The sequence below is a fragment of the Peribacillus sp. FSL K6-5616 genome, from assembly GCF_038008245.1.
In the GTDB taxonomy this organism is placed as follows: Bacteria; Bacillota; Bacilli; order Bacillales; family DSM-1321; genus Peribacillus; species Peribacillus frigoritolerans.
Map to the genome: position 1 here is coordinate 1238548 of NZ_JBBOYT010000001.1, position 21823 is coordinate 1260370.

The 21823-nt window shown below is 40.6% G+C and carries 21 protein-coding genes; all 21 read left to right on the forward strand.

Annotation, left to right across the window (positions count from 1 at the left end):
- The 21 genes from flhB (at position 1) to MHB45_RS06115 (ending at position 21717) form a co-directional block, all read left to right on the forward strand.
- On the forward strand, positions 1-1083 hold the full coding sequence (flhB, locus tag MHB45_RS06020; RefSeq protein WP_072272724.1) for a flagellar biosynthesis protein FlhB: 1083 nt from the start codon (positions 1-3) through the stop codon (positions 1081-1083).
- 41 nt (positions 1084-1124) lie between these two features.
- Positions 1125-3161, forward strand: coding sequence for a flagellar biosynthesis protein FlhA (flhA, locus tag MHB45_RS06025; protein WP_048684809.1), 2037 nt, complete (start codon positions 1125-1127; stop codon positions 3159-3161).
- Positions 3158-4315, forward strand: coding sequence for a flagellar biosynthesis protein FlhF (gene flhF / locus MHB45_RS06030; RefSeq protein WP_072272726.1), 1158 nt, complete (start codon positions 3158-3160; stop codon positions 4313-4315). The genes flhA and flhF overlap by 4 nt, the downstream gene beginning before the upstream one ends.
- Positions 4299-5165, forward strand: coding sequence for a MinD/ParA family protein (locus MHB45_RS06035; RefSeq protein ID WP_072272727.1), 867 nt, complete (start codon positions 4299-4301; stop codon positions 5163-5165). The genes flhF and MHB45_RS06035 overlap by 17 nt, the downstream gene beginning before the upstream one ends.
- A gap of 10 nt (positions 5166-5175) precedes the next feature.
- Complete coding sequence (locus MHB45_RS06040; RefSeq protein WP_202186293.1) at positions 5176-6273, forward strand: protein-glutamate methylesterase/protein-glutamine glutaminase; 1098 nt, start codon at positions 5176-5178, stop codon at positions 6271-6273.
- 21 nt (positions 6274-6294) lie between these two features.
- A complete protein-coding gene (locus tag MHB45_RS06045) occupies positions 6295-8337 on the forward strand; it encodes a chemotaxis protein CheA (RefSeq protein WP_072272728.1) in 2043 nt (680 codons plus the stop codon).
- 102 nt (positions 8338-8439) lie between these two features.
- Entirely contained in the window at positions 8440-8895 is a 456-nt protein-coding gene (locus MHB45_RS06050; protein WP_048684800.1) for a chemotaxis protein CheW, read from the forward strand.
- A gap of 4 nt (positions 8896-8899) precedes the next feature.
- Entirely contained in the window at positions 8900-9538 is a 639-nt protein-coding gene (locus tag MHB45_RS06055) for a chemotaxis protein CheC (protein WP_048684797.1), read from the forward strand.
- Positions 9531-10034: a chemotaxis protein CheD gene (locus MHB45_RS06060; RefSeq protein ID WP_072272729.1), complete on the forward strand. Its 504-nt coding sequence runs from the start codon at positions 9531-9533 to the stop codon at positions 10032-10034. The genes MHB45_RS06055 and MHB45_RS06060 overlap by 8 nt, the downstream gene beginning before the upstream one ends.
- Before the next feature lie 125 nt (positions 10035-10159).
- Complete coding sequence (locus MHB45_RS06065; protein WP_072272730.1) at positions 10160-10924, forward strand: FliA/WhiG family RNA polymerase sigma factor; 765 nt, start codon at positions 10160-10162, stop codon at positions 10922-10924.
- A gap of 260 nt (positions 10925-11184) precedes the next feature.
- Positions 11185-11688, forward strand: coding sequence for a hypothetical protein (locus MHB45_RS06070; protein WP_340907503.1), 504 nt, complete (start codon positions 11185-11187; stop codon positions 11686-11688).
- Between the two features lie 10 nt (positions 11689-11698).
- Positions 11699-11800 carry a hypothetical protein gene (locus MHB45_RS28230; protein WP_397330412.1) on the forward strand — a complete coding sequence of 34 codons (102 nt, stop codon included), beginning with the start codon at positions 11699-11701 and terminating at the stop codon, positions 11798-11800.
- A gap of 154 nt (positions 11801-11954) precedes the next feature.
- Entirely contained in the window at positions 11955-12668 is a 714-nt protein-coding gene (rpsB, locus tag MHB45_RS06075; RefSeq protein WP_034313644.1) for a 30S ribosomal protein S2, read from the forward strand.
- Between the two features lie 308 nt (positions 12669-12976).
- Entirely contained in the window at positions 12977-13861 is an 885-nt protein-coding gene (tsf, locus tag MHB45_RS06080) for a translation elongation factor Ts (protein WP_034313641.1), read from the forward strand.
- Between the two features lie 125 nt (positions 13862-13986).
- Entirely contained in the window at positions 13987-14709 is a 723-nt protein-coding gene (gene pyrH, locus MHB45_RS06085; protein ID WP_034313639.1) for a UMP kinase, read from the forward strand.
- 2 nt (positions 14710-14711) lie between these two features.
- Positions 14712-15269: a ribosome recycling factor gene (gene frr / locus MHB45_RS06090; RefSeq protein ID WP_048684777.1), complete on the forward strand. Its 558-nt coding sequence runs from the start codon at positions 14712-14714 to the stop codon at positions 15267-15269.
- Between the two features lie 400 nt (positions 15270-15669).
- The gene (locus MHB45_RS06095; RefSeq protein WP_034313634.1) at positions 15670-16443 is read left to right on the forward strand and encodes an isoprenyl transferase; all 774 of its coding nucleotides are present in this window, start codon (positions 15670-15672) and stop codon (positions 16441-16443) included.
- Between the two features lie 25 nt (positions 16444-16468).
- Entirely contained in the window at positions 16469-17266 is a 798-nt protein-coding gene (locus MHB45_RS06100) for a phosphatidate cytidylyltransferase (RefSeq protein WP_048684942.1), read from the forward strand.
- Between the two features lie 43 nt (positions 17267-17309).
- A complete protein-coding gene (gene dxr, locus MHB45_RS06105) occupies positions 17310-18470 on the forward strand; it encodes a 1-deoxy-D-xylulose-5-phosphate reductoisomerase (RefSeq protein ID WP_072272732.1) in 1161 nt (386 codons plus the stop codon).
- Between the two features lie 7 nt (positions 18471-18477).
- Positions 18478-19746 carry an RIP metalloprotease RseP gene (gene rseP, locus MHB45_RS06110; RefSeq protein WP_048684772.1) on the forward strand — a complete coding sequence of 423 codons (1269 nt, stop codon included), beginning with the start codon at positions 18478-18480 and terminating at the stop codon, positions 19744-19746.
- Between the two features lie 270 nt (positions 19747-20016).
- On the forward strand, positions 20017-21717 hold the full coding sequence (locus tag MHB45_RS06115; protein WP_072272733.1) for a proline--tRNA ligase: 1701 nt from the start codon (positions 20017-20019) through the stop codon (positions 21715-21717).
- Positions 21718-21823 lie beyond the last annotated feature (106 nt).

The window sequence follows — 21823 nt, forward strand, 5'->3', positions numbered from 1 at the left end:
GTGGAGAGGTTTCAGTTGGATTTGCAGTTTTTCGCAGGTGAGAAGACCGAAAAGGCGACTCCCAAAAAACGTCAGGATTCGAAGAAAAAAGGTCAGGTGGCAAAGAGTCAGGATGTAAATACCTCTGTGAATTTACTTGCAGTGTTTTCAGTATTATTGCTTATGGGACCGTACATGTATAATCATCTGCTCGGTCTCATGAAAGATTATCTGCAACATTTTACCTTGAATGGATTCAACGAGGAAAATATGAAAATTATCATGATTGAGGTTTTAAAGGAGATGGGCCTTATCCTGGGACCCGTTTTCGCAGCAGCGTTAGTGGCTGGGATATTGGCTAATGTCATGCAAGTCGGATTTTTGTTTTCGACTGAATCCATTCAGTTCAAACTTGAAAAATTGGATCCCATTAAAGGATTCAAGCGTATTTTTTCAATGAGGGCCATTGTTGAATTATTGAAATCCATTCTTAAAATAGCATTTGTTGGTTTTGTTGCCTTCTATGTACTATGGCAGCGCATGGATGAGATTATGATCTTATCACAGATTTCTGTGGAAGAAGCAATGGCAACATTGGCGGATATTACGATAAAAGTAGGATTTTATGCCGCCGTGGCCTTATTGTTCATTGCTCTATTGGACTATTTGTATCAAAAATATGACTTTGAAAAAAACATCAAGATGTCCAAACAGGATATTAAGGATGAGTATAAAAATTCCGAAGGGGATCCGCTCATCAAATCCAAGATAAAGCAAAAGCAGAGGCAGATGGCCGCTCAAAGAATGATGCAGGAAATTCCCGATGCGGATGTGGTCATCACCAACCCGACGCATTTTGCCATTGCTTTAAAATATGATGAAGAAAAAGCTGAGGCTCCGTATGTAGTGGCAAAGGGCGTTGATTTTGTTGCGCAGAAAATTAAATTCATTGCTAAAGAAAATGATGTGATTATGGTGGAAAATCGGCCTTTGGCCAGGTCTTTATATGATCAGGCTGAATTAGGCCAGGCGATACCTGAAGAGTTCTTTAAGGCGGTCGCTGAAATACTGGCCTTTGTATATAAAACCAAAGGTAAACTGTAAAGAAGTAATAAGGTAACCCGCTAGTTAGGAGAGAAAAAAACATGCGAGCAAGAGATTTAGTTGTTATATCGAGCGTCATCATGATCGTTGCCATGCTGGTCATTCCATTGCCAACATGGTTGTTAAGTATTTTACTCCTATTAAATATCTCTCTTGCGTTGCTGGTTCTATTGACTACGATGAATATGAAAGAACCTCTCGAATTTTCAATCTTTCCTTCCTTGCTCCTTTTACTGACATTGTTCAGGCTGGGGTTGAATGTTTCCACGACTCGTGCCATTTTGACCTATGGTGATGCTGGGGGAGTTGTAGAAACCTTTGGGTCATTTGTAGTCGGCGGTAACGTGCTTGTAGGATTAGTTGTATTCATCATTTTGGTCATCATCAATTTCATCGTGATCACGAAAGGTTCCGAACGGGTCTCGGAGGTGGCGGCAAGGTTTACGCTGGATGCGATGCCAGGGAAACAGATGGCCATCGATGCAGATTTAAATGCTGGGATGATTTCCGAAAACGAAGCACGTGCCAGAAGGGAAAAAATTAGTAACGAAGCAGACTTTTATGGATCCATGGATGGAGCGAGTAAGTTTGTTAAAGGGGACGCCATAGCGGGCATCATCATTGTCATCATTAACTTGATTTTCGGTATGATCATTGGCGTCATGCAATTGGACATGAGCTTTGGAGAAGCAGCCGTCCATTTTTCCATGTTATCGGTTGGTGACGGTATCGTGAGTCAGGTACCTGCTTTATTGATTTCTACAGCTACGGGAATAGTTGTAACCCGGGCTGCCTCGAATGGAAACCTCGGAGCGGATATTGTTGAACAGTTATTTCAATTTCCCAAAATGCTTTACCTAACAGCAGCAACCATTTTCCTTTTAGGGTTATTCACTCCCATTTCTGACTTATTCACCATTCCGATTGCTGCTTTATTAGTCGTTGGTGGGTATACGATTTCAAGGATACCGAAGCAGGACGAAAGTGAAATACAAGAAATGGAAGAAGTGTTGGAAACCGATGAAATGAAAAGTCCAGAAAGCGTCGTTAACCTTTTAAGTGTCGACCCGATCGAATTTGAGTTTGGATATGGATTGATTCCGCTTGCGGATGCCAATCAAGGGGGAGACCTACTGGACAGGGTCGTCATGATCCGCAGGCAGCTTGCAATTGAATTGGGGCTCGTGATCCCAGTTGTCAGAATACGTGATAACATTCAGTTGAATCCCAATGAGTATCGGCTGAAGATTAAAGGAAGCGTCATGGCAAAGGGTGAATTGCTCCTTAATCATTTCTTGGCCATGAGTCCGGGGATGGAGGATGATTCAATAGAAGGAATCGATACAATAGAATCGTCTTTCGGTTTACCAGCCAAGTGGATCACGGATGACATGAAAGAACATGCCGAGTTGTTGGGTTATACAGTTGTGGACCCGCCAAGCGTTGTATCCACTCATTTGACGGAAGTCATAAAGGCCAATGCGCAGGAATTATTGGGGAGGCAGGAAACGAAACAATTGATCGATCATCTTCACGAATCGGCACCTATACTGGTGGAGGAAGTCACTCCGAATCCTTTGTCTATAGGAGATGTACAAAAGGTATTGGCAAAATTATTGAAGGAAAAAGTTTCAATAAGGAACTTACCGATCATTTTCGAAACACTTGCTGATTATGGCAAGTTATCGACTGACACAGATTTGCTTACTGAGTATGTAAGGCAGAATTTAGCCAGACAAATAACGAATTCTTTTATTACGGATGAAAATAGAATTAAAGTCATAACATTATCGGGGAAAGTGGAGAAGACCATCGCGGATGGTGTACAGCAAACCGAACATGGTAATTTTTTATCATTGGATCCAACTCTATCGCAATCCATATTGGAGGCAATTGCAGCCAAATTGGAAGAGCTGACCCTAATGGATCACCAACCGATTTTACTCTGCTCTCCAGCAGTAAGGATGTATGCCCGGCAATTAACTGAACGTTATTTTCCTAATGTACCGATTCTTTCATACAATGAACTCGAATCGAATGTAGAAGTACAAAGTGTAGGGGTGGTGAATTTCGATTGAAAGTAAAGAAATATTTGGCACCAACAATGAACGAGGCAATGAAGCGAATAAGGGAGGAACTAGGCAGTGATGCGGTAATCTTAAGTTCAAAGGCTGTATATACTGGTGGTTTCTTAGGGTTATTCAAGAAGAGGAATATTGAAGTCATTGCAGCCATGGACCCCATGTCCCAGTCTAACCAAACCGTAACCAAACAAAAATCGAAGAAGTTGCCATCAAAGCTGGAAATGGCAAGTCATGCCCTTGAATCTAATGAAGGCAATAGGGAAAGTGCTGCCTTATTAAAAGAAATCGAAGGTTTGAAAGATATGATAAAGAGCTTGCAAGTCTATTCTCCTGATCGAAAATATCCGGGGAAACTACAGAAAATGCATGAATACCTATCCGAGCAGGAAGTGGATCGTTCACTTCGGTCCAAAATCATGGATGAACTTCTTGAAAAATGGTTCGTTTTTAAACAACAATCCACTGATGAAGAGGTTCAAGTTTGGTTGGAAGAAGCCATGTTCGGGATTTTGGAAAAGGTCGATAATGGAAAAACCGGGCTGCAAAAAAAGTATATTAATTTTGTTGGCCCGACAGGTGTGGGAAAGACGACAACCTTGGCAAAAGTGGCTGCAGAAACCATGTTGAAGCATGATAAAAAGGTGGCTTTCATTACGACAGATACGTACAGGATTGCTGCAATAGATCAACTTAAAACATATGCCAAGATCTTAAACGTTCCCATAGAAGTCGCTTATAATCTGGAAGACTTCAAAAGGGCGGCTGAACGCTTCTCCCATTATGATTTTGTTTTTATTGATACGGCCGGAAGGAATTTCCGTAACCCTCAATATGTAAAGGATCTTAATGAAATCATCCATTTTACAGATGAGATGGAAACCTATTTAGTGTTGTCTTTGACTTCTAAACAGAAGGATATGGAAGATATTTATCGACAGTTTGCTTCCATACCGCTTAAACAGGTCATTTTTACAAAAGCGGACGAAACTTCCACTTTCGGTCCTGTATTCAATTTTATACACACTCATAAATTAGGAGCCGCCTATATAACAGATGGACAGAATGTACCGGACGATATTGAAATAGCTACATCATCACAGCTAATGAAAATGGCTTTTGGGGCTAAAAAATATGAAAGATCAAGCTGAGAATTTACGAAGAAGATTGGAAGCCCGCCAAAATCAATCAATGGCCAAAACGATTGCCATTTTAAGCGGTAAAGGTGGAGTGGGAAAATCAAACTTTTCTTTGAATTTTTCCATTGCCTTATCCCAAAGTGGGAAAAAGGTACTGTTGTTCGACATGGATATCGGTATGGGGAATATTGATATTTTGATCGGGGAACACTCGCCCTGTAGTATTATTGATTTTTTTGAAAAAGAATGTAGGTTGAAGGATATCATCATGTCAGGACCGGGAAATATTTCAATCATTACAGGCGGAACAGGGATGACGAATCTCTTTTCACTTGATGAAGATAAGTATACCCGCTTTAATGCAGAATTCAGTTTATTGCTGGCAAATTACGATTATATCTTATTTGATATGGGGGCAGGCATCACTGAGGATTCCATGAAATTCCTGTTATGTGTGGATGAATTGGTCGTTATCACGACGCCTGAACCTACTTCCATCATGGATGCATATTCCGCAATGAAATATATACATTCAGTAAACAAAGAGATTCCATTCTTCCTAGTTTGCAATCGTGTTTTCTCGAGTAAGGACGGCAAAGAAACGATTAAGCGGCTACAAAATGCGCTAGTGAAATTTTTAGGTCTGGAAGCTGTAGCTCTAGGTTACTTGCCAGATGATAGAACCGTACCCCAATCTGTTACCAAACTAATGCCCTTTCTCCTTTTCGATTCTGAAGCCGGTGTATCCAAAGCCATCATGGACATTGCTTCGAGATATGAAAATCATTCATTTGGGGAAGAATTGACTTTGCAAAAAAGCCGTTTCCTCCAAAATATGAAGAGATATTTTTTTGGAAAGTAGGTCTCCTTCTATGGATAAAGTAAAAGTGCTGATAGTGGACGATTCTGCATTTATGAGAAAGTTAATCTCAGAGTTTTTGGCAGAAGATAACAGGATGGAAGTCATCGGGACTGCCAGGAATGGAATAGATGCCATAGAAAAAATAAAGGCTTTAAAACCCGATGTCGTGACTTTGGATGTGGAAATGCCGATTATGGACGGGTTGGAAGCATTAAACCGGATCATGAATGAATGTCCAATCGCTGTAGTCATGTTATCAAGCACAACAAAAAAAGGAACGGAAAATACATTGGCCGCGATGAACAGCGGAGCCTTTGATTTTGTGGCTAAACCTTCGGGAGCCATTTCATTGGACTTACATAAAATCAAGAAAGAACTCCATGAAAAAGTTATGGCTGCCAGCAGGGCAAATGTTCACAAACTAGAAAAAAATGCGAGAAATATTGAAAGAAGCCCATCCGTTTGGGGAAAATATAGTAAAATAGATTCAATGTTATCGCCGATAAATGAAAAAAACCGAAGAAAATGGTTCTATGGATACAAAAAAATTATAGTCATCGGTACATCAACAGGAGGCCCGAGAGCTCTGCAGACTGTCTTGACAGGACTTCCAGAAGACATTGATGCTCCTATACTCATTGTCCAGCATATGCCCCCCGGTTTCACAAAATCCTTGGCAACACGCCTGAATTCGTTATGCAAGATTAAAGTGAAGGAAGCTGAAGAGGGAGAACTGATTCAAAAAGGTGTCGCCTACATCGCACCTGGAGGTTATCACTTGAAAGTGAGGAAAGTCGGAATGAGCTGGGCAATCCTTTTGGATCAATCCGAATTGCGTAATGGACATCGCCCGTCGGTTGATGTGTTAATTGAATCGGTGAGTGAAATGAATGATTATGCGAAAATAGCCGTTATTATGACCGGGATGGGGATGGATGGGTCAAAGGGGCTTACCAAGCTGAAAAAAAAGGGTCCTTTAAAAGCGATAGCCGAATCACAGGAGACTTCAATCGTTTTTGGTATGCCTAAGGCGGCAATCAATACCAAGTTAATAGATTGCATAGAGGATGTAGAAAAAATAGCTAGAGCGGTAATAAGCTATTGTTAACACGTGGAGGTGTGAGATTGTATGGATATGAATCAGTATTTAGAGGTATTTATTGAAGAAAGTAAAGAACATCTTCAAACATGCAGCGAACAGTTGCTGGTACTCGAAAAGAACCCGGAAGACCTCTCGATTGTAAACGAAATCTTTCGTTCCGCCCATACCTTAAAAGGAATGTCAGCAACTATGGGTTATGAGGATCTAGCCAATTTAACTCATAAAATGGAGAATGTTTTGGATGCGATCCGAAACAGTCAAATCGTTCTTTCGCCTGAATTGTTTGACGTGATATTTTTAGCGGTAGATGATTTAGAAGCGATGGTCATGTCCATTGCTGAAGGTGGAGATGGAAAAAGAAATGTGATGGGGGTTGTCCATCAGCTGGAAATGATTGAAAAAGGCGAGTCGCCCGTTTCTTCAATCATTGCAGAAGTGGCGGCAGCTTCTGCCGTCCTTGAAAAGGAGGAAATGACTGTTGTAGAGTACGATGAATTTGAATGGACAGTACTACAGCAGTCAAAGGATCAGGGATTCAGCAGCTTCGAAATTTCGATAGGGTTGCGTGAGGACTGTCTTTTAAAAGCTGCCAGGGTGTTTATGGTTTTTGAGGTGCTTGAAAAGTCCTGTGAAGTAATCAAGTCACACCCACCCGTCGAACTTTTGGAAGAAGAGCAATTCGATCAGCGATTTACCATCACGGTGGTAACAAGGGAAACGAGTGATGAGATAAAGAATAAAATCATGAAGGTTTCCGAAGTGGATCAAGTTGTCGTAATTGCCCTTGACCTTGAACACTTGCGGTATGCCGCCCATTCTAAAGATTATAAAGTTACTGAAATCCCAAAACAAGAGACAAATAATGCCGAGCTTCCAACGGAATATGATGATAAGAAAAAACAGGCACCCGTTAAGACGGCATCAAGCAAGACCATTCGAGTGAACATAGAGCGGCTTGATATATTGATGAACTTATTCGAGGAACTAGTAATCGATAGAGGCAGGCTTGATCAAATTTCCAGTGATTTGGATAATCAAGAATTGCATGAAACAGTAGAAAGAATGTCCCGTATAACCAGTGATTTACAAACAATCGTATTGAATATGCGGATGGTGCCCGTGGAAACTGTATTCAATCGTTTTCCTAAAATGGTACGTCAATTGGCAAGGGACTTAAACAAGAAAGTCAATTTGGAAATCAACGGTGCCGAAACGGAACTTGATCGTACAGTCATTGATGAAATCGGTGATCCTCTCGTACATTTGATAAGGAACGCCATGGATCATGGAATTGAAACACCTGAAGAACGTTTGGCGAAAGGGAAGAATGAAGAAGGGAAAATCCTGTTAAAAGCATATCACAGCGGTAATCATGTTTTCATTGAAATCGAGGATGACGGCGCAGGAATCAATAAGGATCGAGTCTTGAACAAGGCGCTATCCAATGGGATATTAACTAAGGAAACTGCCGCCACCCTAACGGATAAGCAAATCTATGAATTGATATTCGCGTCTGGTTTCTCAACAGCGGAAACCATTTCAGATGTATCGGGACGCGGTGTGGGGCTGGATGTAGTTAAAAATACCATTGAGTCCCTTGGTGGATCTGTGACGATCGATTCCAAAGAAAATGAAGGATCCATCTTCCTTATTCAGCTTCCGCTTACATTGTCCATAATTTCTGTCATGCTGGTTGCCATCCAAAATGAAAAATATGCCATACCGCTTTCTTCCATCATAGAAACAGCAATCATAAAAAAAGCAGATATCATGAATGCCCATAATCAACAAGTCATTGACTTCAGGGGTAAGGTTCTGCCGCTTCTGTTCTTGAAAGATATATTTGAAGTTCCTATCAATCAGGAAGAAGAAGAGTCCCTCTCTGTGGTCATTGTAAGAAAAGGTGATAAATTAGCGGGATTAGTTGTAGATTCATTTATCGGGCAACTGGAAATCGTTCTGAAATCATTGGGCAATTATTTAACCAGTGCATTTGCCATATCCGGGGCTACGATACTTGGTGATGGTCAAGTTGCATTAATCATAGATTGCAACACATTGATTCATTGAATGATAGATGAATCGTGCAGGTATTGAGATGGTTCGGCCGTGTCGATGCAGATTTCGTCAAGACTTCACAATCATCATTAGTTTTTTTAAGGAGGGGAATAGATGTCGGAGGATATGAAAGTAATCGTATTTCAAATAAAGGATAAGGAATATGCAATTCCAGTGGATAAGGTCAGCGGCATTGAAAAGCTACTGCATATTACCAGGGTTCCAAAGGCTTTAAAATTCGTTAAGGGAGTCATAAATTTAAGGGGGGTAATCACTCCAATTATTGATTTACGGGTTCGTTTTGATTTTGAAGAGGTGGAATACGATGAATCAACAAGGATTATCATCGTCATTCTGGATGATATGGAGGTGGGGTTAATAGTGGACTCTGCCAATGATGTTTTGGATATTCCAGTGGAGAGTATCGAACCTCAGCCTGAAGTTGTGGGACATTTGGCTTCAGAATACATTAGCGGAGTGGCTAAAATTGAAAAGCGACTGCTTGTCCTGATTAATTTGGAGAAGGCCTTAAGTCTTGATATGACTGAAAATATGTTAAGAGAAGGATAATCATATGTCGTTCATTGAGAAAATCAACACTCTTCAGCTCGATATTTTGAAGGAAATCGGTAATATAGGTGCAGGAAACGCAGCAACTGCACTTTCTGCCATCCTTAATAGGAAAATTGATATGAATGTTCCTAATGTCCGAATCGTTTCCTTTGATGAAATGATGGAAATGGCTGGCGGGGCCGATCACGTCGTGGCCAGCGTTTTTCTTAGAATAGAAGGTGATGCTTCAGGAAGTATGTTTTTTATCCTTTCACTACCTGTAGCCCAATACTTGATTCGTAGGATGACTGGTGATGAAACCTTTTTGATGGAATCCGCACCCTATACTGAATTGGCACTCTCTTGCCTTCAGGAATTAGGGAATATTTTATCGGGATCCTATCTCTCTGCCCTTTCTGATTTTACCCGATTGAATATCTATCCATCCGTTCCTTCCTTGAGCATCGATATGGCAGGGGCAACGATCAGTTATGGGTTATTGGAATTATCTCAAGTAAGTGACGCAGCCATCGTCATTGAAACTGTACTTGAAAAGGACCAGCTTTTTGCTGACTCGGTTAGTGGTCATTTCTTTTTATTACCTGATCCCGAATTTTTTGATATCATTTTTTCCGCCTTAGGGGTCTCACCTAATGACTGAATCGGTAAAGGTCCAGGTTGTTAAGGTTGGAATAGCTGATATGAATATAATAAAACCTCCCTATACGATTCGTACTTCAGGTTTGGGATCGTGTGTCGGTGTTGTGATTTATGATGAAAAAAAAGAAATTGCAGGTTTGGCCCATATCATGCTTCCAGACTCTTCACTCGCTAAATCGGGACAGATCAACGTTGCCAAATTTGCAGATACGGCGATAAAGGAATTAGTTCAGGTATTAGTAAAAGAAGGCGCAAGAATGCCATTCCTAAAAGCGAAGCTGGCTGGCGGAGCACAAATGTTTCAATTTGCCTCCGGAGGGGATTTAATGAGAATCGGACCCCGGAATGTGGAAGCGGTCCGGAAAGGGTTATCTGACTTGCGGATTAGAATCGTTGCCGAAGATGTTGGCGGAAATAGCGGAAGAACGATTGAATTCAATTTAAATGATTGTCTGCTAAATATACGGACCGTTACAAAAGGGACTAAAAACATATAGGATCGGATTTGACTTTTTAAAAACCAAAATATGACAGGTGCATTTGCAACCGAATTATTATTGCATGTATGGCTTTAAGGGCCGTATTGATCACAAATCGTATAACAATGTTAGGAGGATGTCCAATGTCTCATCTGACCATCGAAGAGGAGCAGTTATGTTGGAAAAATTGGGTGGATTGCAGAGATCCGCTAGCCGGGGACATTTTGGTAAAGAAATACATACCTCTCGTATCGTACCATGTTCAACGTATTTCAGTAAGTCTTCCTAAAAGTGTGAGCCGGGATGATATAAGGAGTTTAGGGATGATGGGGTTATTCGATGCCCTGGAACGTTTTGATACGAAGCGTGACCTCAAGTTTGACACATATGCATCATTTAGAATTCGTGGTGCCATTTTAGATGGATTAAGAAAAGAGGATTGGCTTCCACGGAGTGCAAGAGATAAAGCCAAGAAAATTGAATCTGCAATAGAGAAGCTGGAGCAGCAATACATGAGGAACCTTTCGTCAAATGAAATTGCCGCTGAATTGAATATTCCGGAAGATGAAGTATATGCTGCATTAAATGAGAATTTCTTTGCCAATGTACTATCTATGGATGAAAATCCCCAAGAGGACGATAAAGAAAGCGTGAATTTTCATATTAAAGATGAAAAGGCGGATTTACCTGAGGAACATGTGTTAAGGGATGAACTGTATGAGGAATTAGCCAAAGTCATTGAAACCCTAAATGAAAAAGAACAGTTGGTTTTACAGCTTTTTTATAAAGAAGAACTGACGTTAACCGAAATCGGACAAGTGATGAGTTTATCTACGTCACGGATATCCCAAATTCACTCGAAAGCGATTTATAAATTAAGAAACACGATGCAAGATCAAAAGATTTAATGAAGATATTTTCATTGAAGAGGCTATGGAGTCTGGAAGGCATAAGAGATTCCTATTGATCGAAGAAAGCCCTATAAATCAACTTGATAGAATTTTTAGGGATACCTTCATCAATAAATATTTCGAGATCACAGAATCTTCGAACTGTACGTTGTCAAGAAGAGCATAGGGAAAGTAATCAAGAAAAAAACAACAGTGAAAAAAGATCCCCATCCGCTAAAGGTAACAGGATTGACTATTCCGGTTAATTAGGAGGCAGCATGTCAGCATTTTTTATATTTCTGTTGTTTATATTGAACATATTCACCATTTTTGCCATCATCGTTTTATATCTTCGGCAAAATCGTTTAAGTAAGTTGGAAAAAGACCAAAAAGCCGTCATTGGAGAAATGGAACAACTTTTGTCTGGTTATTTAATGGAGATAAAGGAGGACAACGAGACACTGGTAAAGGCAATCAACAATTCGGTGGCGATGAATCCTGAGCATGGACAAAAAGGACAAGAACATGGTTCAATCAAAGAAACTAAGGAAGAAAAACAAGAAAAACAAGAACAAAACATTCTGCTAGAGTATAAAGCGGGAAGTCCTGCCGCCGCTAAAAAGCAGGCGATTAACGCATATAAAATAATGCCTGAAGAAAATGAGGCCAATGCTTTACCCGTAAAAGTCGAGGACAAATTGGAACTTGCATCGGCTGCCATGGAATTTTCGGACATGCTGCAGGCTTCGTTAAATGAACGGTCATTAACGGTCATTAAATGAAAAAGTGGATATGTTAGCGGATCAAGGACATTCAGTAGTTGAAATCGCCAAAAAGTTAGGTCGCGGTCAAACGGAGATAGAGCTATTACTAAAGTTTCGCATGAATAGATAAACTTATCTCTTGATTGTGCAGAGTCATTATGATATATTATGAAATGGTGTTAATACACACGCCCCGTGATTCTTGCAGATGGTGCTGTTACGACAGTTTCTGTATGAAAATGATCGGTGCGGAGGAAAAACAAAACCATTTAGGAGGAACTAAAATGTCAGTCATTTCTATGAAACAATTGCTTGAAGCTGGTGTGCATTTCGGACACCAAACACGTCGCTGGAACCCGAAAATGAAGAAATATATCTTCACTGAGCGTAACGGCATCTACATCATCGACCTTCAAAAAACAGTTAAAAAGGTTGAAGAAGCTTATAACTTCGTGAAAGAACTAGCTGCTAACGGCGGTACTGTTCTTTTCGTCGGAACTAAAAAACAAGCTCAAGAATCTGTTAAAGAAGAAGCTATCCGTTCTGGTATGTACTATGTAAACCAACGTTGGTTAGGTGGAACTTTAACAAACTTTGAAACAATCCAAAAACGTATCGCTCGTCTTAAAGATATCGAAAAAATGGAAGAAAACGGAACTTTCGAAGTCCTTCCTAAAAAAGAAGTTATCCAACTTAAAAAAGAATGGGATCGCTTAGAGAAATTCTTAGGCGGTATTAAAGATATGAAGACTCTTCCAGATGCAATCTTCGTTATCGACCCACGCAAAGAGCGTATTGCTGTTGCGGAAGCACACAAATTACACATTCCACTTGTTGGTATCGTTGATACAAACTGTGATCCGGATGAAATCGATGTAGTTATTCCTGCGAATGACGATGCAATCCGTGCTGTTAAATTATTAACAGGTAAAATGGCAGATGCTATCTTAGAAGCTAAACAAGGCGAAGAAACAGCAACTGAAACAACTACTGCTTAATAAGTAAAAAAGGTTGCTTATTCAGTAAGAAAAAAGGTGATAAGAGGATAATGCCTTTTATCCCTTTTTTTTGCACTAAATAAACATACATAAAATCACTGTACGGAATGTCATTTTTAAAAGGTATGGGCGATTTTTAAGGGATGAAAATCATCTGCTGGTTTAGTTCCGTCATATTGACTGAAAATGTGGATGTTTTTCGGAAATATTGTCAAAGCTCGTTATTTTCTTTGATGATAACAAGTATTTTTTGGCAATAATGGGTAAAGATTGAATAAACTGCATTTAATTTGAGGAGGATATATATTATGGCAATCACTGCACAATTAGTTAAAGAATTGCGTGAAAAAACTGGTGCCGGTATGATGGACTGTAAAAAGGCACTTGTACAAACTGAAGGCGATATGGAAAAGGCAATCGATTTCCTACGTGAAAAAGGAATTGCAAAAGCTGCTAATAAAGGCGACCGTATCGCTGCTGAAGGTTTAACTTCAATCGTTGTTGAAGGAAACCAAGCGGTTATTCTTGAAGTGAACTCTGAAACTGATTTCGTTGCTAAAAACGAAGGCTTCCAAATTCTTGTTAAGGAATTGGCTGGGTTCCTTCTTGCGAACAAACCTGAAAGCGTTGAAGCTGCTCTTGAGCAAACAATGGAAAATGGAGCAAAAGTTGCAGATCATATCAATGCTGCTGTTGCTAAAATTGGGGAAAAATTAACTCTTCGCCGTTTCCAAGTCGTTTCTAAAACAGATAACGATGCATTTGGTGCATACCTTCACATGGGTGGACGCATCAGCGTACTATCAGTTCTTGAAGGTACAACTGACGAAGAGGCAGCTAAAAGCGTTTCAATGCATATTGCTGCAATTAACCCTAAATATATCTCTCGCGACCAAGTGGATGCTAGCGAATTAGAACGCGAACGCGAAGTTCTTACGCAGCAAGCTCTTAATGAAGGAAAACCTGAAAAAATCGTTGCGAAAATGGTTGAAGGACGTATCAATAAATTCTACGAAGAAATCTGTGTTAACGAACAAGCTTTCGTTAAGAACCCTGATCAAAAAGTGGGACAATTCGTTGAATCAAAAGGTGGAAAAATCCAATCATTCGTTCGTTATGAAGTAGGGGAAGGTCTTGAAAAACGTCAAGAAAACTTCGCTGAAGAAGTAATGAACCAAGTTAAAAAAGACTAATTGTCAGATAATTAATAATGGGGAACACTCTTGTGTTCCCTATTTTTTGAAATGTCATGAATTTTTGGCAGTATTGCAAGAAAGCATGATGAACGAATGAAAAGATTACATAGTTGGAGGTTCTCATGAGTAACGCTAAATATAAACGTGTCGTTCTAAAACTAAGTGGTGAAGCATTAGCCGGTGAAGAAGGATTTGGAATTAACCCTGCAGTGATTAAATCCATTGCTGAACAAGTCAAGGAAGTGGCTGAGCTTGATGTGGAAGTGGCTGTTGTTGTCGGTGGCGGAAACATCTGGCGCGGGAAAATAGGCAGTGAAATGGGCATGGATCGTGCTAATGCCGATTATATGGGGATGTTGGCTACAGTCATGAACTCATTGGCATTACAAGACAGCCTTGATCAGCTTGGAATTGAAACGCGCGTGCAAACTTCCATTGAGATGAGACAAGTCGCAGAACCATACATTAGACGCCGTGCAATCAGGCATCTAGAGAAAAAGAGAGTGGTGATTTTTGCAGCTGGTACAGGTAATCCATACTTCTCAACGGATACCACTGCCGCCCTGCGTGCTGCAGAAATTGAAGCTGATGTCATCTTGATGGCGAAGAATAATGTGGATGGCGTATACAATGCAGATCCGGTTAAAGACAAAAATGCAGTGAAGTATGATAAACTTTCCTATCTTGATGTGATTAAAGAAGGGTTAGAAGTAATGGATTCAACTGCGTCCTCACTATGCATGGACAATGATATTCCATTGATCGTCTTCTCGATCATGGAAAAAGGTAATATTAAACGGGCCGTTTTAGGCGAAACGCTTGGAACTATTGTAAGGGGGAAATAAAGATGCCGAAACAAGTTATTTCGAATGCGAAAACGAAAATGGAAAAAGCCATTGGAGCGTACACACGTGAATTAGCAAGCATCCGTGCCGGAAGGGCAAATGCCTCATTGCTTGATAGAATCTCGATTGATTATTATGGTTCGCCGACACCAGTTAATCAGGTGGCTGGTATTTCTGTCCCGGAAGCTAGACTATTAGTCATTCAACCATATGATAAAACGGTATTGGGTGAAATCGAAAAGGCGATTTTGAAATCAGACTTAGGCTTAAATCCTTCTAATGATGGATCGGTCATCAGGATAGCCATCCCGGCGTTAACTGAAGAGCGCAGAAAAGAGCTTGTGAAAGTTGTGAAAAAAGAAGCGGAAGAGGCGAAAATAGCTGTCCGTAATGTGCGTCGCGATGCTAATGATGATTTGAAAAAGCTTGAAAAAAGTGGTGAAATCACTGAAGATGATTTACGTGGCTATGCTGATGACATCCAAAAGATGACAGATGGCAATATCACGAGAATCGATGAAATTACAAAAGATAAAGAAAAAGAAATTTTGGAAGTATAATTTCCATTGAAGTATTGATTAAATAAAGAGGGCCGAATCCATACTGGGTCATGTCTTGGTGCTAACATATAGGTGTGCTTAAAGGAGAAAACTGTTATAATAAGGTTTCTCCGATAATGATTACTCCTTGAGTTAGTATGTTGCATGCAAACGTTGGAGGTGGTCCTTTTTTTGCATTTTTCATGGCAGTCATAATCGGTTTTAGAAAAAAATAAGGAATGATTTCTCCCTTTCAAGCTTCTAATGAAGAAATAATTTTCATAATAATAATATGAGAACCAGTTTTTTTTTGATATTATAATATAGATTCTTTTTAAGCGGCAGAAAGCTTGATATACATAGTGCACGAAAAACTTTGCCTTTGTAGAGAGATAAGTACAACCTGATGGGGGACTAACATATGTATTCACTTTGGAAGCGTTTCGTTAAAAAAGATGCTTCTTCCGATGTAACAAATAGGATTCAGCATATTAAACAGTTTGATGTTCCTCAGCATATCGCCATCATTATGGATGGGAACGGCCGTTGGGCCAAAAAGCGTGCATTGCCACGTGTGGCGGGTCATCATGAAGGAATGAAAACCGTTCGTAGAATTACGAAAGTTGCCAATAAATTAGGGGTCAAAACTTTGACGGTCTATGCGTTTTCCACTGAAAATTGGAAACGTCCGAAAAGTGAAGTCGACTTTTTGATGAAGCTGCCCCAGGAATTTCTTGGGACTTTTTTACCCGAGCTCATTTCCGAAAATGTTAGAGTTGAAACGATTGGGGACTTGTCACTCATTCCGTCACATACTCAAAGTGCCGTTAAACGGGCAATGGAAGACACGAAAGACAATGATGGGATGATTCTGAATTTTGCCCTGAACTATGGAAGCCGTGGGGAGATTGTATCTGCAGTGAATAGCATCATTCAAGATGCTAAGAATGGTATAATAAAGGAAAATGTAACGGAGGAAATGGTATCCAGTTACCTGATGACCAAACATTTGTCGGATCCTGATTTACTGATCCGTACAAGCGGTGAAATCCGTTTAAGTAATTTCATGCTTTGGCAGTCTGCTTATACGGAGCTGTGGTTTACTGAAGTGCTGTGGCCGGATTTTAGTGAAGAGCATTTATTGCAGGCAGTTGAGGAGTATCAAAAGCGTTCACGAAGATTCGGTGGCGTTTAATGTAGAAGGCGAGGAAAATGGAATAATGAAACAACGAATTATTACGGCGGTCGTAGTTGCCGCTATCTTCATTCCACTAGTCATTTTAGGGGGCACTCCCTTTTTACTGACGGTTTATCTGTTAGGTTCAATTGGTTTATATGAACTGATGAAAATGAAAAAGTTGCGTGTACTTTCTTTTGAAGCAATTCTTTCTCACATATTATTGTGGGTGCTTTTATTGCCTAATGAGCATACCGCTTTTTTGGCAGAAATTAATTATGATAAAGTTCAAGTATTCTTAATCGGGGTTTTACTGCTGTTACTTTATACAGTCGTTTCAAAAAACCGTTTTACCTTTGATGACGCAGGCTTTCTAGTGATTTCAATCCTATACTTGGGCATAGGTTTCTACTTCCTATTTGAAACACGTGACTCTTTGGGGTTGGGGCTGATTTATATCCTGCTTACCCTATTTACGATCTGGGCAACTGATTCCGGAGCCTACTTCATTGGTAAATCGCTTGGTAAAAGAAAGCTGTGGCCAGAAATAAGTCCAAACAAGACGGTGGAAGGATTTATCGGCGGGTTAATATCCGCGATGGTGGTGGGTGTTCTATTTTACGCCTTCTCCAGCCTTGATTACACGTTATTACAATTATTATTGATTTCATTAATCATTGGGGTATTCGGCCAATTGGGTGATCTCGTCCAATCGGCGTATAAACGTCATTATGGCGTAAAGGATTCAGGGAACCTTCTCCCGGGACATGGTGGAATTTTGGACAGGCTTGATAGTGTGATCTTCATTTTACCGATTTTGCATTTATTGCATGTTTTATAATATAAATATAGGCAAGCGTTATATGAATTAGGAGATGAACAATTTGAAAAATATCAGCCTTTTGGGCGCGACAGGATCGATTGGTCAACAAACAGCGGATGTAGTTAGGTCCCATCCAGATCAATTCAAGATCGTGGCGCTTTCTGCTGGAAAGAATATAGAATTGGTCAGGACTTATATACAAGAGTTTGAACCGAAACTGGTTTCAGTCCAGACGGAAGAAGATTATCATGTTTTGAAAAGTGAATTCTCCAACCGCAAAGATATCGAGTTCATGTATGGGGATGAGGGATTGACTGCTGTTGCTGTTTATGGTCAGGCGACGATATTGGTCAATGCCGTCATCGGAAGCGTGGGTCTTTATCCCACGCTTCAAGCAATAAAGGCTAAAAAGGATATTGCAATCGCCAACAAGGAGACGTTGGTGACGGCAGGTCATTTGGTCATAAGTGAAGCAAAAAAAGCGGGGGTCAGATTGCTGCCGGTTGACAGTGAGCATTCCGCTATTTTTCAGGCACTGCAAGGTGAAAAGGAAAAAAATATAGAACGTCTTGTCATTACTGCTTCAGGAGGCAGTTTTCGAGATCGGACCAGGGAAGAATTGAAGGATGTAACGGTGGAAGAGGCACTGAACCATCCGAACTGGTCAATGGGAGCTAAAATCACGATCGATTCAGCATCAATGATGAATAAAGGTTTGGAAGTGATTGAGGCCCATTGGCTATTTGAACTTCCCTACGATAAAATTGATGTATTGCTACATAAGGAGAGCATCATCCATTCCATGGTTGAGTTTCATGACTCCAGCGTGATAGCACAACTGGGGACACCGGATATGCGGGTGCCGATACAATATGCACTTACTTATCCAGACCGTATTCCGCTGGCAGGTCGCAAACGATTGAACCTTGCTGAAGCAGGCAAACTGCATTTTAGGGATATGGATTTCACCAGATATCCTTGTTTGCAATTCGCTTATAAAGCAGGTAAAATGGGCGGAACGATGACTACTGTGTTAAATGCCGCCAATGAAGCCGCAGTCTCTGCATTCTTATCTGGAAAGGTAACCTTCCTTGAAATTGAGACATTGATTGAAAAAGCGCTGAATCAGCATTCCGTCATAGCCCTTCCAGATTTAGAAACGATTCAGGAAGTCGATAATATGACAAGGCAGTATATAGAATCTTTAGTGAAAGATAGGTGACCGGAACATGCAGACTTTAGAAACGATTATAGCGTTCATCATCATTTTTGGAGCTCTAGTATTTTTCCATGAGCTTGGGCACTTAGTGTTTGCAAAGCGAGCAGGAATCTTATGCCGTGAGTTCGCAATCGGTTTCGGGCCAAAAGTATTCACATATAAAAAGAAGGAAACCGTTTATACCATCCGATTGCTTCCTCTTGGCGGTTACGTGCGTATGGCCGGTGAAGATGCAGAAAATATAGAATTGAAACCCGGCTATCGGGTGGGGTTAATGTTCGATAATGATGAGAATGTTACAAAGATCATTTTGAACAATAAAGATAAATATCCTGATATTCGTCTTGTGGAAGTTGAAGTGATCGACCTTGATCATAAACTGATCCTTACTGGTTATGAAGAGGGCGAGGAAGATACACTAAAAACGTTTACCATCAATAAAGAAGCTGTGATCGTTGAAAATGGTGTAGAGAACCAGATTGCTCCTTTTGACAGGCAATTTGCCTCAAAATCGCTTGGGCATCGTTTTCTGACGATTGTAGCTGGTCCGGCAATGAATTTCGTTTTGGCTTTTGTCATTTTTGTGCTGATCGGCCTGTTTCAAGGTGTCGTGGTGGATGAAGCGAAACTTGGTGAGTTGACTCCGGATGGTTCGGCTGTAAATGCCGGTTTAAAATCGGGAGATGTCATTCAATCCATAGAAGGGACGGAAGTCTCCACTTGGGGAGATGTTCAGGAAAGCATTCAGAAGAACCCTGGGCAAGAGATCGAGTTCGTCGTTGACAGGGACGGGAAAACATTAGAAGTACCGGTTGTTCCACAAGAAGTGGAAAGGGAAGGGAAGAAAATCGGGATTATCGGTGTTTACCCTCCGGTTGAAAAAGCACCGATTAAAGCTATACAATATGGTTTTACAGAAACGTATTTTTGGACAAAACAAATCTTCATCATCCTTGGTGATCTTGTAACGGGCGGATTTACGATCGACAGTTTATCTGGTCCTGTAGGCATATATAAATCAACTGAGGAAGTGGCGAAACAAGGTTTATTCACGTTAATGAAATGGGCAGGGCTGCTCAGCATTAATCTGGGAATCATGAACCTGCTTCCGCTGCCGGCATTGGATGGAGGAAGACTGTTATTCTTTGTGGTCGAATTCTTAAGAGGGAAACCAATTGACCGTCAAAAAGAAGGGATGGTCCACTTCATCGGCTTTGCTTTGCTGATGTTATTGATGATCGTCGTTACCTGGAATGACATCCAACGATTCTTCCTGTAAGACATGTTTGGATAATGCAAAAACTGGCCAGCAGAATTATCTGTTGGCCGTTTTCTTATCTGAAGGGATTGCCTAGTTTTTTTATCGTTTTGGGGAAATTGTTTGTTTTCTAGGGAAATCGTAAGTATAATCGAGAATGAGTATATTAAATTAGCTTTTCTGAATGACCGGAAAGTCTTTTTTGTATGAAATGACCGTATTAAAATGTTGCGGTATCAAAATTTACCGAAGCTGCAAGTAATTTAAAGGAAATATTGAAGAGGTGCAAATATGAAACAAAGTATGACGTTGATCCCTACATTGAGGGAAGTGCCTGCAGATGCTGAAATCAAAAGTCATCAGCTGCTATTGCGTGCAGGATTTATGAGACAAAATTCCAGCGGGGTTTATAGTTTTATGCCGCTTGGAAAAAAGGTGCTTCAAAAGGTTGAGGCGATCGTTCGGGAAGAACTGGAAAATGCTGGTGCAGTGGAACTGTTGATGCCGGCTTTACAACAAGCCGAATTCTGGCAGGAATCTGGACGCTGGTATACTTATGGTCCAGAGCTGATGCGGCTCAAGGATCGCAACAACCGTGAATTTGCGCTTGGTGCCACGCATGAAGAAGTGATAACCAGTTTAGTTCGCGATGAGGTGAAATCCTATAAGCGTCTTCCATTGACGGTTTACCAAATCCAAACCAAATTCCGTGATGAAAAAAGACCGCGTTTCGGATTGTTGCGTGGACGTGAGTTCATCATGAAGGATGCTTATTCTTTCCATGCTAATCAAGAAAGCCTGGATGATGTATATAAAAATTTATATGCGGCATATTCGAACATATTTAGCCGTTGTGGGTTGAACTTCCGTGCGGTCATTGCCGATTCTGGGGCAATGGGTGGTAAGGATACACATGAATTCATGGTCCTGTCTGAAATAGGGGAGGATACCATCGCTTATTCGGATACTTCCGATTATGCAGCCAATATTGAAATGGCACCTGTGAATGTAAAATATGAAAAAAGCGGCGAAGAACAAATTGCACTTGAAAAAATTCATACACCAGGTCAAAAATCGATAGAAGAAGTTGCTTCATTCCTGAATACTGATGCAGCGAAACTAATAAAATCATTATTGTTTAAAGTGGATGAAAAGTATGTGCTAGTTTTGGTACGAGGAGATCATGAAGTCAATGATATCAAGCTGAAGAACTTCTTTAACGCTTCAATCGTTGATTTGGTCGATCCAAATGAGACGAAGGAAGTCTTGGGATGTGCCATTGGATCTCTTGGACCAATAAATGTCACTTCTGAAGTGGAAGTGATTGCGGATCTTGCCGTTGAAGCCATGGTTAATGGAGTTTGTGGTGCAAATGAGGAAGACCACCATTATGTGAACGTCAATCCCGCTCGTGATTTTAACGTGGCCAATTATATAGATCTTCGTTTCATCCAAGAGGGTGATCCATCACCCGACGGAAACGGAAAAATTAAATTTGCCAAAGGGATTGAGGTAGGCCACGTATTCAAGCTAGGAACAAAATATTCCGAAGCTATGAATGCGACATTCCTGGATGAGAATGGGCGGTCGCAGCCAATGATCATGGGATGTTATGGTATTGGGGTTTCCCGTACACTTGCAGCTGTCGCTGAACAATTCAACGATGAAAAAGGATTGGTCTGGCCAAAGAATTTAGCGCCATATCAAGTCCATTTGATTCCAATCAATATGAAGGATGAGGCTCAGGCTGCCCTGGCAGAAGAATTATATAAAGATTTAAAGGGACAAGGCATGGAAGTTCTAATGGATGATCGTCAAGAACGTGCGGGCGTAAAATTTGCAGACTCCGACTTGATCGGTCTTCCTGTCAGGGTGACTGTTGGTAAAAAGGCATCCGACGGAATTGTCGAAGTGAAAATCCGCAAAACGGGTGAGGTTCTTGAACTTGAAAGAGCTGAACTAACTCAAAAGCTTCACGAAATACTGGGATAATTTAAAAATGGGGGAACTAGGCATCATTCAATAGGATGATGCCTTTCCTTTTCATGGATTTGGATACTAGTGAAACATTCATGATATGTTATAATAGCCTCTGATA

What these genes read in the sequence shown, in the direction of transcription:
- MHB45_RS06050 (WP_048684800.1), top strand. Translation starts at nt 8,440, where the DNA reads ATGTCGGAGGATATGAAAGTAATCGTATTTCAAATAAAGGATAAGGAA.
- MHB45_RS28230 (WP_397330412.1), top strand. Translation starts at nt 11,699, where the DNA reads ATGTTAGCGGATCAAGGACATTCAGTAGTTGAAATCGCCAAAAAGTTA.
- MHB45_RS06040 (WP_202186293.1), top strand. Translation starts at nt 5,176, where the DNA reads ATGGATAAAGTAAAAGTGCTGATAGTGGACGATTCTGCATTTATGAGA.
- pyrH (WP_034313639.1), top strand. Translation starts at nt 13,987, where the DNA reads ATGAGTAACGCTAAATATAAACGTGTCGTTCTAAAACTAAGTGGTGAA.
- MHB45_RS06045 (WP_072272728.1), top strand. Translation starts at nt 6,295, where the DNA reads ATGGATATGAATCAGTATTTAGAGGTATTTATTGAAGAAAGTAAAGAA.
- MHB45_RS06095 (WP_034313634.1), top strand. Translation starts at nt 15,670, where the DNA reads ATGTATTCACTTTGGAAGCGTTTCGTTAAAAAAGATGCTTCTTCCGAT.
- tsf (WP_034313641.1), top strand. Translation starts at nt 12,977, where the DNA reads ATGGCAATCACTGCACAATTAGTTAAAGAATTGCGTGAAAAAACTGGT.
- MHB45_RS06065 (WP_072272730.1), top strand. Translation starts at nt 10,160, where the DNA reads ATGTCTCATCTGACCATCGAAGAGGAGCAGTTATGTTGGAAAAATTGG.
- MHB45_RS06070 (WP_340907503.1), top strand. Translation starts at nt 11,185, where the DNA reads ATGTCAGCATTTTTTATATTTCTGTTGTTTATATTGAACATATTCACC.
- MHB45_RS06055 (WP_048684797.1), top strand. Translation starts at nt 8,900, where the DNA reads ATGTCGTTCATTGAGAAAATCAACACTCTTCAGCTCGATATTTTGAAG.
- MHB45_RS06060 (WP_072272729.1), top strand. Translation starts at nt 9,531, where the DNA reads ATGACTGAATCGGTAAAGGTCCAGGTTGTTAAGGTTGGAATAGCTGAT.
- flhA (WP_048684809.1), top strand. Translation starts at nt 1,125, where the DNA reads ATGCGAGCAAGAGATTTAGTTGTTATATCGAGCGTCATCATGATCGTT.
- MHB45_RS06035 (WP_072272727.1), top strand. Translation starts at nt 4,299, where the DNA reads ATGAAAGATCAAGCTGAGAATTTACGAAGAAGATTGGAAGCCCGCCAA.
- MHB45_RS06100 (WP_048684942.1), top strand. Translation starts at nt 16,469, where the DNA reads ATGAAACAACGAATTATTACGGCGGTCGTAGTTGCCGCTATCTTCATT.
- rseP (WP_048684772.1), top strand. Translation starts at nt 18,478, where the DNA reads ATGCAGACTTTAGAAACGATTATAGCGTTCATCATCATTTTTGGAGCT.
- rpsB (WP_034313644.1), top strand. Translation starts at nt 11,955, where the DNA reads ATGTCAGTCATTTCTATGAAACAATTGCTTGAAGCTGGTGTGCATTTC.
- frr (WP_048684777.1), top strand. Translation starts at nt 14,712, where the DNA reads ATGCCGAAACAAGTTATTTCGAATGCGAAAACGAAAATGGAAAAAGCC.
- MHB45_RS06115 (WP_072272733.1), top strand. Translation starts at nt 20,017, where the DNA reads ATGAAACAAAGTATGACGTTGATCCCTACATTGAGGGAAGTGCCTGCA.